We start from the raw sequence: 15,289 nt of genomic DNA on the forward strand, positions 1-15,289 counted from the left end.
TAGCATAGGTCACAGAGGTGAATTGTGATTGTAATCACTAACTATAAAAAGACTATCCCCGCAAGCCTTTCAGCTTGGGAGATAGCCTAAGAATGTTGCGATTCCGCTATATTAGCAGCTAAATTACAGTGATTTGCTCCATCTATGAGAATTACGGATATCATGCGAAATCCGCATGCTGCAGAATTTAGGACCGCACATCGAGCAGAAATGCGCCTGCTTTGCCCCCTCTGCCGGAAGGGTCTCGTCATGATACGCGAGCGCCCGTTCCGGGTCGAGGGAGAGATGGAACTGGTCGCGCCAGCGGAACTCGAACCGCGCCTTGGACAGCGCATCATCCCGGTCCTGCGCCCCCGGATGTCCCTTGGCGAGGTCTGCGGCATGTGCAGCGATTTTATAGGTAATGACGCCTTCGCGCACATCATTCTTGTCAGGCAGGCCTAAATGCTCCTTAGGTGTAACGTAACACAGCATCGCCGTCCCGAGCCCCCCGATTATCGCTGCCCCGATGGCCGAAGTGATGTGATCATAGCCGGGTGCAATATCCGTAGTCAGCGGGCCGAGGGTATAGAAAGGGGCTTCGTGGCAGATCTCAAGCTGCTTGTCCATATTCTCCTTAATCTTGTGCAGCGGCACATGGCCCGGACCTTCGACCATGACCTGAACATCGTGCTTCCAGGCTAGTAGCGTCAGTTCTCCCAGTGTCTCCAGCTCGGCGAACTGAGCTTCATCATTGGCATCGGCGATAGAGCCGGGACGCAGGCCATCCCCCAGCGAGAAGGCCACATCATACGTCTTCATAATCTCACATATATCCTCGAAGTGTGTGTACAGGAAGTTCTCCTGCTGATGAGCCAGGCACCAGGCGGCCATAATCGATCCGCCCCGGGATACGATGCCGGTCATTCTCCGGGCAGTCAGCGGAATATAGCGCCGCAGTACCCCGGCATGAATGGTGAAGTAATCCACTCCCTGCTCCGCCTGCTCAATCAGCGTGTCACGGTAGAGCTCCCAGGTTAAGTCCTCGGCTATGCCGTTCACCTTCTCCAGCGCCTGGTATAAGGGCACTGTCCCGACCGGCACAGGAGAATTGCGGATTATCCACTCCCGGGTGGTATGGATCTTAGAGCCGGTGGAGAGATCCATGATGGTATCTGCCCCCCAGCGGGTTGCCCACCGCATCTTCTCCACCTCTTCTTCAATAGAAGAAGTGACCGCAGAATTTCCGATGTTCGCATTGATCTTCACGAGGAAGTTACGGCCGATAATCATCGGCTCACTCTCCGGGTGATTGATATTGGCCGGAATGATGGCGCGGCCTGCGGCCACCTCATCCCTTACGAACTCCGGCCGGATATTCTCACGGATCGCAATATACTCCATTTCCGGTGTTATGATCCCTTGCCTTGCATAATACAGCTGGGTCACATTGCCGCCTGCATAGGCCCGCCGGGGATTCCTGCACAGTCCTGGATGAGCTTCTGCGGCAGCCCCTTCTCTGCGGATTCCGTTATCCTCCGGCCGGACGGCTCTTCCGGTGTATTCCTCCGAATCGCCGCGTTCCTCAATCCAGCATGAACGGTGCGGCGGCAGTCCCCTCCGAATGTCCGTCTCCTCCGCGGCATCCGTGTACATACCGCTTGTGTCATAGACCCGCAGCGGAGCATTGTCCTCTTCCCCGGCAACGCCTTCGGTTCTGCTGAGGCTGATCTCCCGCATCGGAACCCGGATATCCGGGCGTGAGCCCTCCACATACACTTTACGGCTCGCGGGGAATCCGGAAAGATTCACCTCTTCGTTCTTGAGCATTCCTGTCATTTCAATCTCCTCCTCTTCGCTCTGTACACTCATCAGATAAGAGGTCACGCAGCAGATTGAGCTGAAGAATCTATAGATTCCTGCAAGTCAAAAAGCCGCTCCACCTGGAGCGGCTTTATTAAAGGAACAGCCAAATAAGACTGTATTCAAAAAAGGTCCGACTCCACTTTCCTACGCTGGTATGATCCAGATCAGGTTCAAGGGTCCGGAAATTCAATTTTCCCGTCTCAGCCTATTCAGGCTCCCCTAGTGGGTATCTTATCTAATTAAATGCATTCTACCAGTTTGGGTAATTGTTGTAAACCCGTTATTTGTCCAGCGATTCGCTCCAGTCGTGCACCATCGTGCCTTCCAGGAACTTCTCAGCATCCATGGCGGCCATACAGCCGGTCCCTGCTGCCGATATCGCTTGACGGTAACGCGTATCCTGCACATCGCCGCAGGCGAATACGCCTGGGATGTTGGTCTCGGTGGTACCCGGGTTCACCACGATATAGCCATTAGCATCCGTGTTGATTTGCCCGCCCAAGAAGGCTGTGTTCGGTGTGTGTCCAATCGCTACGAACACGCCGTCTGCTTCTACCAGCTCTGTCAGACCTGTCTCATTATTAAGCACCGTAAGGCCCTTCACTCCGGTCTCTCCTACCGTTACTTCAACCGGTGTGCGGTTCAAGGCCCAGGTTACCTTACTGTTGTCACGCGCCCGGTCCTGCATGATCTTCGAGGCCCGCAGCTCGGGACGGCGGTGAACCAGCGTTACGCTGGACGCAAAGCGGGTCAGGAAGCTGGCTTCCTCCATGGCGGAGTCTCCGCCGCCGACGACGACAATCTTTTTATTACGGAAAAAGAAGCCGTCACAGGTCGCACAGGTGCTGACCCCGCGTCCCACATTCTCCTGCTCGCCCGGGATGCCCAGATATCTTGCAGAGGCCCCGGTTGAAATAATAACTGATTCTGCTTCCAGTACACCCATCCCGTCCACGGTTACCTTGAACGGGCGCTGTGAGAAGTCCACCGACTCCACCCAGCCGTTCTTGAATTCAGCGCCGAAGCGTTCCGCCTGCTTGCGCATATTGTCCATCAGGTCCGGACCCAGAATCCCTTCAGGGAAGCCTGGAAAGTTCTCCACTTCTGTCGTCGTTGTCAGTTGTCCACCCGGCTGCAAGCCTTCAATGACCAGCGGGCTCAGGTTCGCACGCGCCAGATAAATCGCGGCAGTCAGCCCGGCCGGGCCTGTTCCGATTACAATCGTTTTGTACATTACATTGGCCTCCTTACAAGTAGGTGTTCTTACAACAGCAATTGCTTCAAATACGGGTAGTGGACGGCGATAAGCCGCCGGTTCCGGGCAGCATCCCCTTGGGTCCGGGAGCAGCCGCAGGCTCCTGCTCTTCGCCGGGCGAGCCGCCGGCTTCATTCAGGTTCTCCCCGATCAGCCGCTGAAGGCTGAACAATGCCGCCTCCTGCAGGCGGTCCTCCTTCAGCGGCTCCTGCTCCAGAACTCCGCGCAGTACCTCGGACATCTCCTCGTCCTCAATCCAGCGGAGAGCCTCGGTCACCTGAAGCTTCGTAGCGGAATCGCCGTAGCGCAGCGCCCAGAAGAACGAGGCGCGCAGCAGCGGATTATTCCGCACTTCTTCAGTGAATCTGCCCGTATTGCCCTTCCACTGCTTCAGCTGCTCCTGGAAGGGCAGCTGATAGTTATAGCTGACTGCAGGCATAGGCTGTCCTTCTGCCCGGGCCTGCTGGAGCTGGGACAGGAAGAACGCCGGGACAGCGGAAGCAGGGTCCAGCTTGGCTGCCTGTCTCCAGCAGCGCAGTGCCTCATCATGTCTTCCGCTATTGCTTGCCGCCGCTGCACAGTAATGATACAGCCCGGCGTCTCCGGCGACCTCCTCGTCCTTCAGCAGACGGCGGAAATGGCTGTAAGCGGCAGCGTGCCGGCCCAGGATACCCATGGTTGTAGCCATTTTGAATACATGCTCCTGATGGAACGGCACCGTTGCTTCAAGCATACCCAGCAGTGTCGCAAGCTGTTCCTTATCTCCTGCATACTGCAGGAAGATGGCCATATTGCACAGAGCGTGCAGATTGCCGGGGTCTTGCTTCAGCACCTCATTCAGACATTCCTTCGCCTTGGCGAACCGGCCCATATAGAAATGAGCCAGTGCCAGATTATTATGCGCAGCCAAAAAATCCGGGGTGCCCGCAGTGATCTCCTCCAGCAGTTCTACAGCCTGAGGGAACTTACCCTCCTCCAGCAGACTCCGCGCCCGGTCATGCTCTACGACTCCCTCACGGCTGCGGATACGCACCAGCGGAGCAGGCCGGTTCAGCTCATATTGCAGCAGCTCCATCAGTTCTTCGGATTCGGTCATGAACTCGCCGTTAGCATCCTCTTCCAAGTAAGTGACCAGCGAACGCTCCGCCTCTTCAAAGCTTTCCATATTGGCGAAGTTATTAGCCATGTAGAAATGGCATTCCGTCATAGCGGGGTCGATCTTCTCCAGAACATGGATAAGAATCTCGTTAGATGCGGTATAATTGCCCATCTCAGATAATATACCCGCCATATTGCAATGATTCACCGGATTATCCGGCTCATATTCAACAGCTTTGCGAAAATTTCTTAATGCCTTATCATATTGAAAGCGGTCCAGCGACCGAACGGCTCTTTCAAAGAAAAAATTGGCATCCAGAGTGACCGGAATGACATTACTGTGCTCCGCGACATTCTCTGAAGTTCTCTCTATCATGGAAGCAAGGCACCTCCCTTGTTTCAGCTTCCCTAGCCTTACCTGTTCGTTTCCATTTATGGTCTCGGCTGTCTTCTTCACACAGTATACCACATGTGGCAACGAGATTCTCAAGTCTCAGGGAGAGAGCTGACGGGAGGGAAAAGCTCAAGTGGAAACGGCTTTGCCGTCCTTTCAGGGACGGCACCCGTTTCAGCGAGAAATAGAAGGATAGGTTATCTTGTGCCTCATTCACAATAAAAAAGACGCGGGAGTTAAATCCCCGCGTCTCTGAACAGCTTATCTATGGAACCGCCCTCGATGATAATACGCGTGGCCTCAGCCAGCATGGGAGCTACCGAGAGCACTGCGAATCTGCTGGAATGCTCGTCCGGCAGGGCAATCGAATCGGTAATGACAATCTCGTCGATATTGGGATGATCCATCCGCTCAAGCGCATCCCCGGAGAACAGTCCGTGCGTAGCACAGACGATGCTGTTCCGGGCGCCCCGCTCCTTCAGGCCCTCCACCACATTGACGATAGTCGTTCCGGTATCAATAAGATCCTCTATAATGATCGGCGTCCTGCCTTCCACATCACCAATGACATGCGTAATCACCGATTCATTATGCGCCGGACGCTTCTTGATCATGATGGCGAACGGCGAATCCAGCCGGCTGGCCAGCTTCTCCGCCATAGACGCGCGTCCCGCATCCGGGGAGACCACGACCAGATCGGTAAGCCCCTTCACCTTCAGATAACCGCTGATCAGATCAAGCGCAGTCAGATGATCCACCGGAATATTGAAGAATCCCTGTATGGCTGCAGCATGCAGATCAATCGTAATGACGCGCGTTGCGCCGGCGGTGGTCAGCACATCGGCGACCATTTTGGCCGAGATCGGCTCACGTGGTGCGGACTTACGCTCCTGCCGGGCGTACCCGTAATAGGGAACGATAATATTCACCGTTCTGGCCGATGCGCGCTTGGCGGCATCAATCATGACCAGCAGCTCTACAAACAGCTCGTTAATCGGATGAGCCAGGGATTGCACCAAAAATACGTCGCAGTTCCGGATGCTCTCTTCATAATGCACATAAATCTCGCCGCTTTTGAAACGGGTCAGCTTGATCTGGCCAAGCGGCGCACCAAGGCGCTCCGCAATATCAGCGGCAAGCTTCGGATTCGACGAACCGGAAAAAATCCGTAATTGATGATGCATAGTACCCTCCTGGGATTATAAATTTATATATTGAACGGAACGGATGTACGGCGGCGTCCTTCAAAGACGGCCAGTTCGCGGAAGCCGGTGCGCCAGAGCATGTCCCGGGCCTCAGTTAAGCCGTCTCCCAGCTTCATGGGATCATGCGCATCAGAGCCAACCGTGAGCGGAATGCCTAGCGCAAGCGCCTGGACAAGCACATGCTCTGCCGGAAACATCTCGGCGCACGGCTTGGTCAGCCCGGAAGCATTCAGCTCCATGGCGGTTCCGCTGCGGGCGATGACCTTCAGCGTATCCAGCTCAAGCGCTCTGGCCTCCGCCAGGTCCTCCGGCGTCCGGGGTCCGTAACCGAACCTTTTGATGACGTCCATATGTCCTATAATATCATATAATCCCGATAACGCCGACTTCTGTACAGCATCATAATAGCGGCGGTATACCGCCATTACATCCTGGCCTTCCCAGCCATGGGTCTGCCTGTGGTCGGTAATATCCCATTCTCCCAGGAAATGCACCGAGCCAATCAGATAATCCCACGGATAGGGTGCCAAAAGCTCGCGGATCTGTTCCTCATATCCCTCAATATAATCCGCCTCCAGCCCCACCCGCAGCTCAATCGTGCCACGGTAGCGCTCCTTCAGTGTAAGGCATTCCTCCACATATCGCGGAAGCTCCGCAAGAGGCATAGCCATCTCGGGATAATAGTGGTCCGGATCGACATGGATAAGCGGCAGATGATCCGACAGCCCGAGCTGCTCAAGCCCCAGAGCGATGCCCCGCTGCACATACTCCTCCAGCTTCCCGACCGCATGACCGCAGCGTTCATGATGGGTATGATAATCGATGTGCATGCTGAAAGTTCCTCCTAATCGCGGCGAGGCCGTTCATGGCGGGCGCTCAGCTCTTCCAGAATCTCATCCAGCGGAAGCTTGCGCTCCTGCAGCAGCACCAGCAGGTGATAGATCAGATCGCTGACCTCCAGGCGCAGCTCGGCATTATCCTTGTTTTTGGCGGCAATGATCGTCTCGGAGGCTTCCTCACCGACCTTCTTCAGGATCTTGTCCACGCCCTTGTCGAACAGATAGGTCGTATAAGCCCCCTCAGGACGGTTCACCTCACGCTCGGCAATCACACGCTCCAGCTCCCCAAGTACTGCAAACCGGCCGCTCTCTGCTCCAGCAGCGTTCACGGCAGCCCCGGCAGTGTCAGTTACGTTTGCAGGTGAATCGAGCGGAACCTCGCGGAAGAAGCAGCTGTTCTCCCCGGTATGGCAGGCCGGTCCCTCCGGCACTACCTTCACCAGCAGCGTATCGCTGTCACAATCGTAATGGATCGAGGTGATCGCCTGCGTATTGCCGGACGTCCCCCCCTTATGCCACAGCTCGCTGCGTGAACGGCTCCAGAACCAGGTCTGGCCGCTCGCAAGGGAGCGCTGCAGCGACTCAGGATTCATATAGGCGAACATTAATACCTCCAGGGTGCGCGCATCCTGAATGACAGCAGGCAGCAGGCCTGATTCATTCCAGCGGATGCCGGACACTGCCTCTTGCTGGCTCTGTGCAATAGTCTTTTTATCCTCGCTCATCGGATCTCTACTCCTCTTTGCTTCAGATCAGCCTTCAGATCATGAATAGCAATCTCTTTATAGTGAAAAATGGTTGCCGCAAGTCCGGCATCTGCCCGGCCTTCCGTAAATACATCATAGAAATGTTCAATTCTCCCGGCCCCGCCGGAAGCAATCACTGGAATACTCAGCAGATCACTGACTGCCGCCGTCAGCTTCAGGTCGAAGCCGTCCTTGGTCCCGTCTGCGTCCATACTTGTAAGCAGAATCTCGCCGGCCCCCAGCCGCTCAGCTTCCTTGGCCCAGTTCAAGGCCCGGATGCCCGTGGGCGTACGTCCGCCGTGCGTATACACTTCCCATTCGCCCCAAGCCTCATTATATTTGGCATCCATCGCCACTACAATGCACTGCGAGCCGAAGTGACGGGCCCCTTCCAGAATCAGCCGGGGATTATTGACAGCGGCCGTATTAATGCCGATCTTGTCCGCTCCGGCACGCAGAATCCGCTTCATATCCTCCGGGGTCGAGATGCCCCCGCCCACCGTGAAGGGAATGGCAATCTCACCTGCCGTCTGCCGCACCACTTCAATCATGGTCGCCCTGCCTTCCACAGAAGCGGAAATATCCAGGAATACCAGCTCATCCGCGCCCTCGCGGTCGTACAGCGCCGCAAGCTCCACCGGATCTCCGGCATCGCGCAGATTCACAAAATTCACGCCTTTTACCACACGCCCGTCCTTCACATCCAGACAGGGAATAATCCGTTTCGCCAACATTCCAAGACCCCTCCCTAGTATAGACTTACCGCAATCCGGAGGACTGGCCCAGGGCCTGCAGCGCTTCAGCCAGATCAATATTGCCGGTATACAGCGCCTTGCCCACAATCGCCCCGCCGATTCCGCTGCCGCTATGTACGTTCAGGCGCTGCAGATCATTAAGGCTGGTCACTCCGCCGGAGGCGATTACGCTGCGGCCGCTTGCCTTGGCCATAGACAGAATGCCTTCCACGTTCGGCCCCTGCATCATCCCGTCACGGGAGATATCGGTATAGATGAAGGTCTCGGCACCTTTGGCGGCCAGCTCTCTAGCCAGATCTTCCGCGCGGACCTCAGACGTATTGAGCCAGCCGTGCGTAGCCACATAGCCGTTGCGGGCATCGATGCCGATGGCAACTTTGTCGCCGTATTTGGCAAGAACTGCTTCTGTAAAAGCCTGATCATTAATGGCCGCCGTTCCGATAATCACCCGGCTGACGCCAAGGCCCAGCAGCTTCTCGACATCGGCAAGAGTACGGAGACCCCCGCCGACCTGTACAGGAACATTCGCATGCTTCGCAATGGCTCCAATGATGGCATCATTCACGGGGCAGCCTGCTTTGGCTCCGTCCAGATCCACCAGATGGATATACTGCCCGCCCTGCTCTTCCCATGACTTAGCTACCTCTACCGGACTGTCGTTATAGATCGTCTCTTGGGCATAATCACCCTGCTGCAGCCGGACACACTTGCCGTCCCGGATATCAATCGCCGGATATAGGATAAAAGAAGACATGAATACTCCCCGCTTTCATTGCAAATTAGTGATTCAGGCAGGCTAAGCCTGCTGTGCCTGGAGTCTCAGGAAATTACCCAGCAGCTTGATGCCAAGCTCCCCGCTCTTCTCCGGGTGGAACTGCATACCGTAGACATTGCCGCGGCCCACAATAGCCGTTACCGGATGTCCATAGTCTGTGACGGCCAGCAGCTCGCTGTCCGCCGCGAGTGCATGATAGGAGTGCACGAAGTACACATGGCCCTCCGTCAGACCGGTTAGCAGCGGACTCTCCGGCTGGCGGAAGCTCAGCTTGTTCCAGCCCATATGCGGCACCTTGTAGCCGTCCCGGGGGGCGAAGCGCACCACTGCGCCGGGCAGAAGCTCCAGCCCCTGATGCTCGCCATGCTCCTCGCTGCTGCTGAACAGCAGCTGCATCCCGAGGCAGATGCCCAGCACAGGCTGTCCCGCTTCTGCTGCGGCCCGGACTACCACATCCATTCCGCTCTCGCGGAGGTGTTCCATCGCATCGCCAAAGGCACCGACACCCGGCAGAATGACACTGTCTGCCGCCAGAATCTCGGCGGCATCCGAGGTTACAAGACTCGTATACCCCAGCCGCTCTACCGCCTTACTGACACTGTGCAGGTTGCCCATGCCATAATCGACGATTGCAACGGCCATGCTACAGCACTCCCTTCGTCGAAGGTACGCCCTTCACACGCGGATCTACGATAGTCGCTTCGTCCAGTGCCCGTCCCAATGCCTTGAATACTGCTTCTATCATATGGTGGGTGTTGGAGCCGTAATGTACGATGACATGCAGCGTAATTCTGGCTTCCAGCGCGAATTTCCAGAGGAATTCATGAACGAGCTCCGTAGAGAAGCTGCCCACCTGCTGGGAAGGATACTCCGCCCGGTATTCAAAATGCGGACGGTTGCTGATATCAATCACTACCTGAGCCAGCGCTTCGTCCATAGGGACGAAGACACTGGCGTACCGCTTGATCCCTTTTTTGTCGCCCAGCGCTTCGCGCAGAGCCTGTCCCAGACAGATGCCGATGTCCTCTACCGTGTGATGGTCATCAATATCAATGTCGCCCCGTGCCTGCACGTTCAGGTCAAACTGTCCATGCTTCGTGAACAAGTCCAGCATATGATTCAAGAAAGGCACATCGGTCTCCAGTTCCGAAACCCCGCTGCCGTCTACGGCAAAGGTTAGCTTGATGTCCGTTTCATTGGTTGTACGGCTAAGTCCGGCCTTACGTAGCGCCAGTTCGTTGTTATTGTTCTCCATTTGTGTCTCCACCTTTCGCTTCGTTCGTAAGCCGGATTTCGATGGCGCGTGCATGGCCTTCCAGCCCCTCGCGCCGGGCAAGCTCCATAATCGCCGCCCCGTCCCGCATCAGCGCTTCCTTGCTGTAATAGATCAGGCTGGACTTCTTGATGAAGTCATCCACATCTACAGGCGAGGAGAACCGCGCTGTGCCATTCGTCGGTATAATATGGTTCGGTCCGGCGAAGTAGTCGCCTACCGGCTCTGAGCTGTACGGCCCGAGGAAGATCGCCCCGGCGTTCTCAATTGCGCCGGTCAGCCCCATCGGGTCGTTCACCACAATCTCCAGATGCTCCGGCGCCAGCCGGTTCACTACGGAGATGCCCTCCTCAAGCGAGTCTACGACGATAATCGCGCCGTAGTTCTCTACCGAGGCCCGCGCGATTTGCTCGCGCGGCAAGGCCTGCAGCTGCCGCTCGACCTCGGCAGCCACCGCCTCCGCGAGACGCTGCGACGGCGTCACGAGGATCGCCGACGCCATCTCGTCGTGCTCGGCCTGCGAGAGCAGGTCGGCCGCGATGTAGGCGGCCTCGGCGGTATCGTCGGCGAGCACGACGATCTCGCTCGGTCCGGCGATGCTGTCGATGTCGACAGCGCCGTAGACCTCGCGCTTGGCCAGGGCCACGTAGATGTTCCCTGGCCCGCAGATCTTGTCGACCGGCACGATTGATTCCGTGCCGAAGGCGAGGGCGGCGATAGCCTGCGCGCCGCCTACGCGGTAGATCTCGTGTACGCCCGCTTCAGCGGCGGCCACGAGAATATAGGGATCAATGCCTTCAGAGCCGCCCGTCGAAGGCGGCGTCACCATCACGATCTCCGGCACCCCGGCGATCTGTGCCGGAATCACGTTCATCAGCACCGAGGACGGGTAGGCCGCCTTGCCGCCGGGAACATAGACGCCCACGCGCTTCAGCGGGCGGATGATCTGGCCGAGGATCGTGCCGTCCGGCTGCAGATCCATCCAGGAATTGCGTTTCTGCCGCGCATGGAACGCACGGATGTTCACGGCTGCTGCGCGGATCGCCGCCACGAAGGACTCCTCTACCCGGCCGTAGGCGGCCTCAAGCTCCTCCGGCGTTACGCGCAGCTGCGCTGGCGTCAGTACAGCGCCGTCAAAGCGCTCCGTATAACGGAGCAGCGCCGCGTCGCCTTCCCGCTTGATACCGGCCACGATTTCACGTACGGCCTTGTTCTGCTCCGGCGTGCCGTATTCCACCTCACGCTGCAGTTTAAATTCCTTACTGGACTGGATCTTCACCGCCGCTTCCCCCTTGAGCTTATAGTTTTGCTTATATTATTTTACCTGCAACCCCGGTTCTGCAATAACAGCCTGCAGCCGGTCGCACAGCTGCTGAATCTCCTCATTCTTCATCCGGTAGCTTACCCGGTTCGCCACCAGGCGGCTGGTAATCTCGAAGATGCTCGTCATCTCCACCAGACCGTTATCCTTCAGCGTCTGGCCGGTTTCTACCATATCCACAATCCGGTCAGCCAGCCCGATCAGCGGTGCCAGCTCGATGGAGCCGTTCAGCTTCACCACCTCCACCTGCTGGCCTTGCTCACGGAAATACCGTGAAGCCACGTTCGGGTACTTGGTAGCTACCCGCTGCTGAATGCCCGGCTGCCAGTTCGGAAGCCCGATAATCGACATCCGGCAGCGGGCGATCCCGAGATCCAGCAGCTCGTACACATCGCGGCTCTCCTCCAGCAATACATCTTTGCCGACAATGCCGATATCCGCCACTCCATACTCTACATAAGTGGGCACATCCACCGGCTTGGCCAGAATGAACTCCATTCCGGCCTCCGGCAAGGAAATCACCAGCTTGCGCGACTCTTCTCCATCGGGAGGAATCGGCAGTCCCGCCTGGCGGAACAGCTCTGCCGCTTTATTGTAAATCCGGCCTTTCGGCATGGCTACCTTAAGAATCTGTGCCATCAATACCCGCCCCCGTTTCGTGTTTCCGCTTCTTTAACATCTGCATCTATATGACATCATGGTTCCATTTCTTAATCTTGCTCCGCTCACCCATGCTCGCTGACAAAAGACACGAACGTGTATATCTCGCCGTACAGCTCGCCCTCTGCCTGAATAGTATCCGCATCCAGCCGCTTCACGGTCTTCAGCTCCTCCGGGCCGGTTGCCAGCCGTGTAACCACAGCATGCCCTTCCGAGCGCAGCCTCGCAGCCTCAGCAAGACCCTCCTGGCGCCGCAGTGCATCGTACTGGACCAGAATCGGCAGCTCTTCCTCTTCCAGCAGCCCGGAGACTCCATCCAGAATACGGTTGGTCTTCAGGGAGAAGCCGGTGGAGGGAATCGGACGCCCGAATTGCTGCAGCAGGTTGTCATACCGGCCGCCGCTGCATACCGGGAAGCCCAGCTCAGAAGCATATCCCTCGAAGGTCATGCCTGTATAGTATGAGAAATCACCGATCATCGTCAGATCAATCAGCACATGCTCCGAGACACCGTAAGCAACCAGCACCTCCCATACCTTGCACAGATGCTCGATCGATGCGCGCGCCACCGGATGGTTGCTCAGCTCCAGCGCCTGACCGCAGATCTCCTTCCCGCCGCGCAGCCGCAGCAGTCCGTCCAGCTCCTGCTTCTGGGCAGCAGACAGCTCAAGACGCCGCAGCGTCTCGCGGAAGGCTACATAATCGCGGCTGAGCAGATGGCTCTTCAGCTCCTCCTGAGCCTGGGGCAGGCCGGAGACCGCCTCCTGAAAGAGACCGTCGAGGAAGCCCACATGTCCAATTGCTATTTTAAAAGACTTTACGCCCGCCGCCTGCAGTGAAGCAATTGCCAGCGCGACTACCTCCGCGTCAGCCTCCGGCGAATCGTCACCGACAAGCTCTACACCGGTCTGAAAGAATTCTGCCTCCCGCCCGGCCTCTTCTTCAATGGCCCGGAAGACGTTGGCATGGTAGGACAATCGCAGCGGCAGCGGCTCATCCTTCAATAGAGAGGAGACCACACGGGCTACAGGTGCCGTCATTTCTGAACGCAGTACCAGCGCCTGCCCACGGTTGTTCAGCAATTTATACAGCTTCTGATCCGATGTAGAGCTGGCTACACCGACCGTATCGTAATATTCAAGAGTAGGCGTAATCATCTGCCGGTAGCCCCAGCGGCTCATACAGTGAAGTACATCCTTCTCGATCTTGCGCAGCTTCGTTACCGCACGCGGGAGATAATCTCTTACGCCGGCAGGCTTTTCAAATCCCTTTGGTTTGGCCATCTTCATTGTTCACCTCATCGGATATGTTAAAGGGTATCATCAAATACTTTATCATGGTAAAGTGGTAGCAAAGTAAAGTAGTGGCAATATCGTATCACGGACCATCCTTTTGCGTCAACAATTCGCTTGAATTACAGAGTTCCTTTTGCCACCGGGATAAGCGGCGAATATAATAAGTTAATATGATTGTACTTTATTTCCTCCATTAAGTATTCCCGGTATCTAATTCAGAAGCAGAAAGAAGGACTGACGGCTTGAGTACATCCTATATGATTGGCGTTGATATTGGAACCACCAGCACGAAGGCTGTCCTCTTTGAGGAGAACGGAACAATTGTCGCTCAGAGCAATCAGGGCTATCCGCTGCATCAGCCCTCCCCCTCTGTCGCAGAACAGGACCCGGAGCAGATTCTGGAAGCCGTAATTCATACCATAGCATCGGTCATGCAGGAGAGCCTTGCAACCCCTGAAGCCATTCTGCTGGTCTCCTTCAGCTCCGCTATGCATAGCGTCATCGCTGTAGACCCTGCGGGTAAGCCGCTCACCGCCTGTATCACCTGGGCTGATAACCGGAGCAGCCGCTATGCCCGGCGGTTGAAGGATGAATTGAATGGACATGAGCTGTATCTGCGGACAGGAACGCCTATACACCCTATGTCTCCAATCACCAAGCTGATGTGGCTGGGCGAAGAGCAGCCCGAGCTGTTCCGGCAGACCTACAAATTCATCTCCATCAAAGAATATATCTTCTTCCGGTTGTTCGGAGAATATGTGATTGACCATTCCATCGCCTCTGCCACCGGCATGTTCAATCTGGAGAAGCTCGACTGGGACGAGGAGGCGCTCCAGATTGCCGGTGTTACTCCAGAGCGGCTATCCCGTCTGGTCCCCACCACCCATATCCTGCAGGGACTGCTTCCGGAGCTTACCGGAAAGCTCGGTCTGCTCACAGACACTCCGTTTGTAGTGGGTGCCAGTGACGGCGTTCTGTCCAATCTGGGCGTAGGGGCCTTGGAGCCGGGGGTAATCGCTGCAACGATAGGCACAAGCGGTGCCATACGTACTGTAGTTGACCATCCGCTTACCGATCCCAAAGGACGGATCTTCTGCTACGCCCTGACAGACAAGCATTGGGTGATTGGCGGCCCCGTGAATAATGGCGGGATGCTCTTCCGCTGGGTGCGTGATGAGTTCGCCGCATCTGAAGTGGAGACCGCGAAGCGCCTGGGCATTGATCCCTACGAAGTATTAACCCGGATCGCCGAGCAGGTGCCGCCCGGCAGTAACGGACTGCTCTTCCATCCGTATCTGACCGGAGAACGTGCACCGCTGTGGAATCCCGATGCCCGCGGCTCCTTCTTCGGGCTAAGCATGAATCACCGTAAGGAGCATATGATCCGTGCGGTGCTGGAAGGTGTCATCTTCAATATGTATACCGTATTGCTGGCCATGGAGGAATGTATCGGCGAGCCCGTTAGAATCCTGGCTACCGGCGGCTTCGCCCGCTCGGAGCTATGGCGGCAGATGATGGCGGATATTTTCGATCAGGAGGTAGTCGTCCCTGAGAGCTTCGAGAGCTCTTGCCTCGGCGCAGTCGTACTGGGATTATACGCCATCCGCCGGATCGATTCCTTGGATGCTGTCTTCAGCATGATTGGCTCCACTCACCGGCATGAGCCGGTTACTGCCCACGCCAAAGCCTACAAACAGCTGCTGCCCATCTTCATCTCGGTATCCCGCAGTCTGGAGGATCAATATCAGGCTATCGCCGACTTCCAGCGCGAGCAGGCGGGGGAACAGCCCGGCTAACGTGCTTTCCAGAACCGCCTGCTTACAGCAAA

At 56.6% G+C, this 15,289-nt stretch carries 14 protein-coding genes and 1 riboswitch; of the genes, 1 reads left to right on the forward strand and 13 read right to left on the reverse strand.

Translation table 11 applies throughout. From position 1 onward, the window contains the following. Positions 1-123: 123 nt before the first annotated feature. The 13 genes from thiC to NSS64_RS27895 all read right to left on the reverse strand — a co-directional run bounded on the left by thiC (position 124) and on the right by NSS64_RS27895 (position 13,449). Complete coding sequence (thiC, locus tag NSS64_RS27835; protein WP_340945616.1) at positions 124-1,818, reverse strand: phosphomethylpyrimidine synthase ThiC; 1,695 nt, start codon at positions 1,816-1,818, stop codon at positions 124-126. Positions 1,819-1,969: 151 nt separating this feature from the next. Next, positions 1,970-2,076: riboswitch (TPP riboswitch) on the reverse strand. Positions 2,077-2,125: 49 nt separating this feature from the next. Next, on the reverse strand, positions 2,126-3,079 hold the full coding sequence (gene trxB, locus NSS64_RS27840; protein ID WP_076077056.1) for a thioredoxin-disulfide reductase: 954 nt from the start codon (positions 3,077-3,079) through the stop codon (positions 2,126-2,128). A 46-nt stretch (positions 3,080-3,125) separates the two neighbouring features. Continuing rightward, complete coding sequence (locus NSS64_RS27845; protein WP_340945618.1) at positions 3,126-4,574, reverse strand: tetratricopeptide repeat protein; 1,449 nt, start codon at positions 4,572-4,574, stop codon at positions 3,126-3,128. A 254-nt stretch (positions 4,575-4,828) separates the two neighbouring features. Next, positions 4,829-5,776, reverse strand: a complete 948-nt coding sequence (locus NSS64_RS27850; protein ID WP_036726251.1) for a ribose-phosphate diphosphokinase — start codon at positions 5,774-5,776, stop codon at positions 4,829-4,831. Positions 5,777-5,799: 23 nt separating this feature from the next. Continuing rightward, positions 5,800-6,627 (reverse strand): histidinol-phosphatase HisJ, encoded by an 828-nt coding sequence (gene hisJ, locus NSS64_RS27855; protein ID WP_341142268.1) that lies wholly within the window; start codon positions 6,625-6,627, stop codon positions 5,800-5,802. A 14-nt stretch (positions 6,628-6,641) separates the two neighbouring features. Continuing rightward, positions 6,642-7,361 carry a bifunctional phosphoribosyl-AMP cyclohydrolase/phosphoribosyl-ATP diphosphatase HisIE gene (hisIE, locus tag NSS64_RS27860; RefSeq protein WP_341142269.1) on the reverse strand — a complete coding sequence of 240 codons (720 nt, stop codon included), beginning with the start codon at positions 7,359-7,361 and terminating at the stop codon, positions 6,642-6,644. Next, on the reverse strand, positions 7,358-8,116 hold the full coding sequence (gene hisF / locus NSS64_RS27865) for an imidazole glycerol phosphate synthase subunit HisF (protein ID WP_340945622.1): 759 nt from the start codon (positions 8,114-8,116) through the stop codon (positions 7,358-7,360). The genes hisIE and hisF overlap by 4 nt, the downstream gene beginning before the upstream one ends. A gap of 25 nt (positions 8,117-8,141) precedes the next feature. After that, positions 8,142-8,891, reverse strand: coding sequence for a 1-(5-phosphoribosyl)-5-[(5-phosphoribosylamino)methylideneamino]imidazole-4-carboxamide isomerase (hisA, locus tag NSS64_RS27870; protein ID WP_340945623.1), 750 nt, complete (start codon positions 8,889-8,891; stop codon positions 8,142-8,144). A gap of 42 nt (positions 8,892-8,933) precedes the next feature. Next, positions 8,934-9,554, reverse strand: a complete 621-nt coding sequence (gene hisH, locus NSS64_RS27875) for an imidazole glycerol phosphate synthase subunit HisH (protein ID WP_340945625.1) — start codon at positions 9,552-9,554, stop codon at positions 8,934-8,936. Between the two features lies 1 nt (position 9,555). Continuing rightward, complete coding sequence (gene hisB, locus NSS64_RS27880; RefSeq protein WP_340995274.1) at positions 9,556-10,167, reverse strand: imidazoleglycerol-phosphate dehydratase HisB; 612 nt, start codon at positions 10,165-10,167, stop codon at positions 9,556-9,558. Next, complete coding sequence (gene hisD, locus NSS64_RS27885) at positions 10,154-11,464, reverse strand: histidinol dehydrogenase (protein WP_341142270.1); 1,311 nt, start codon at positions 11,462-11,464, stop codon at positions 10,154-10,156. The genes hisB and hisD overlap by 14 nt, the downstream gene beginning before the upstream one ends. A gap of 36 nt (positions 11,465-11,500) precedes the next feature. Continuing rightward, positions 11,501-12,145, reverse strand: coding sequence for an ATP phosphoribosyltransferase (gene hisG / locus NSS64_RS27890; RefSeq protein ID WP_036726240.1), 645 nt, complete (start codon positions 12,143-12,145; stop codon positions 11,501-11,503). 86 nt (positions 12,146-12,231) lie between these two features. Next, on the reverse strand, positions 12,232-13,449 hold the full coding sequence (locus NSS64_RS27895; RefSeq protein ID WP_340995270.1) for an ATP phosphoribosyltransferase regulatory subunit: 1,218 nt from the start codon (positions 13,447-13,449) through the stop codon (positions 12,232-12,234). Positions 13,450-13,718: 269 nt separating this feature from the next. Here NSS64_RS27895 and gntK point away from each other — a divergent pair, with 269 nt between their 5' ends. Further along, positions 13,719-15,257, forward strand: a complete 1,539-nt coding sequence (gene gntK, locus NSS64_RS27900) for a gluconokinase (protein WP_445667858.1) — start codon at positions 13,719-13,721, stop codon at positions 15,255-15,257. Positions 15,258-15,289: the final 32 nt, after the last annotated feature.

Source organism: Paenibacillus sp. FSL H8-0122, assembly GCF_038005345.1.
Taxonomy (GTDB): Bacteria; Bacillota; Bacilli; order Paenibacillales; family Paenibacillaceae; genus Paenibacillus_AQ.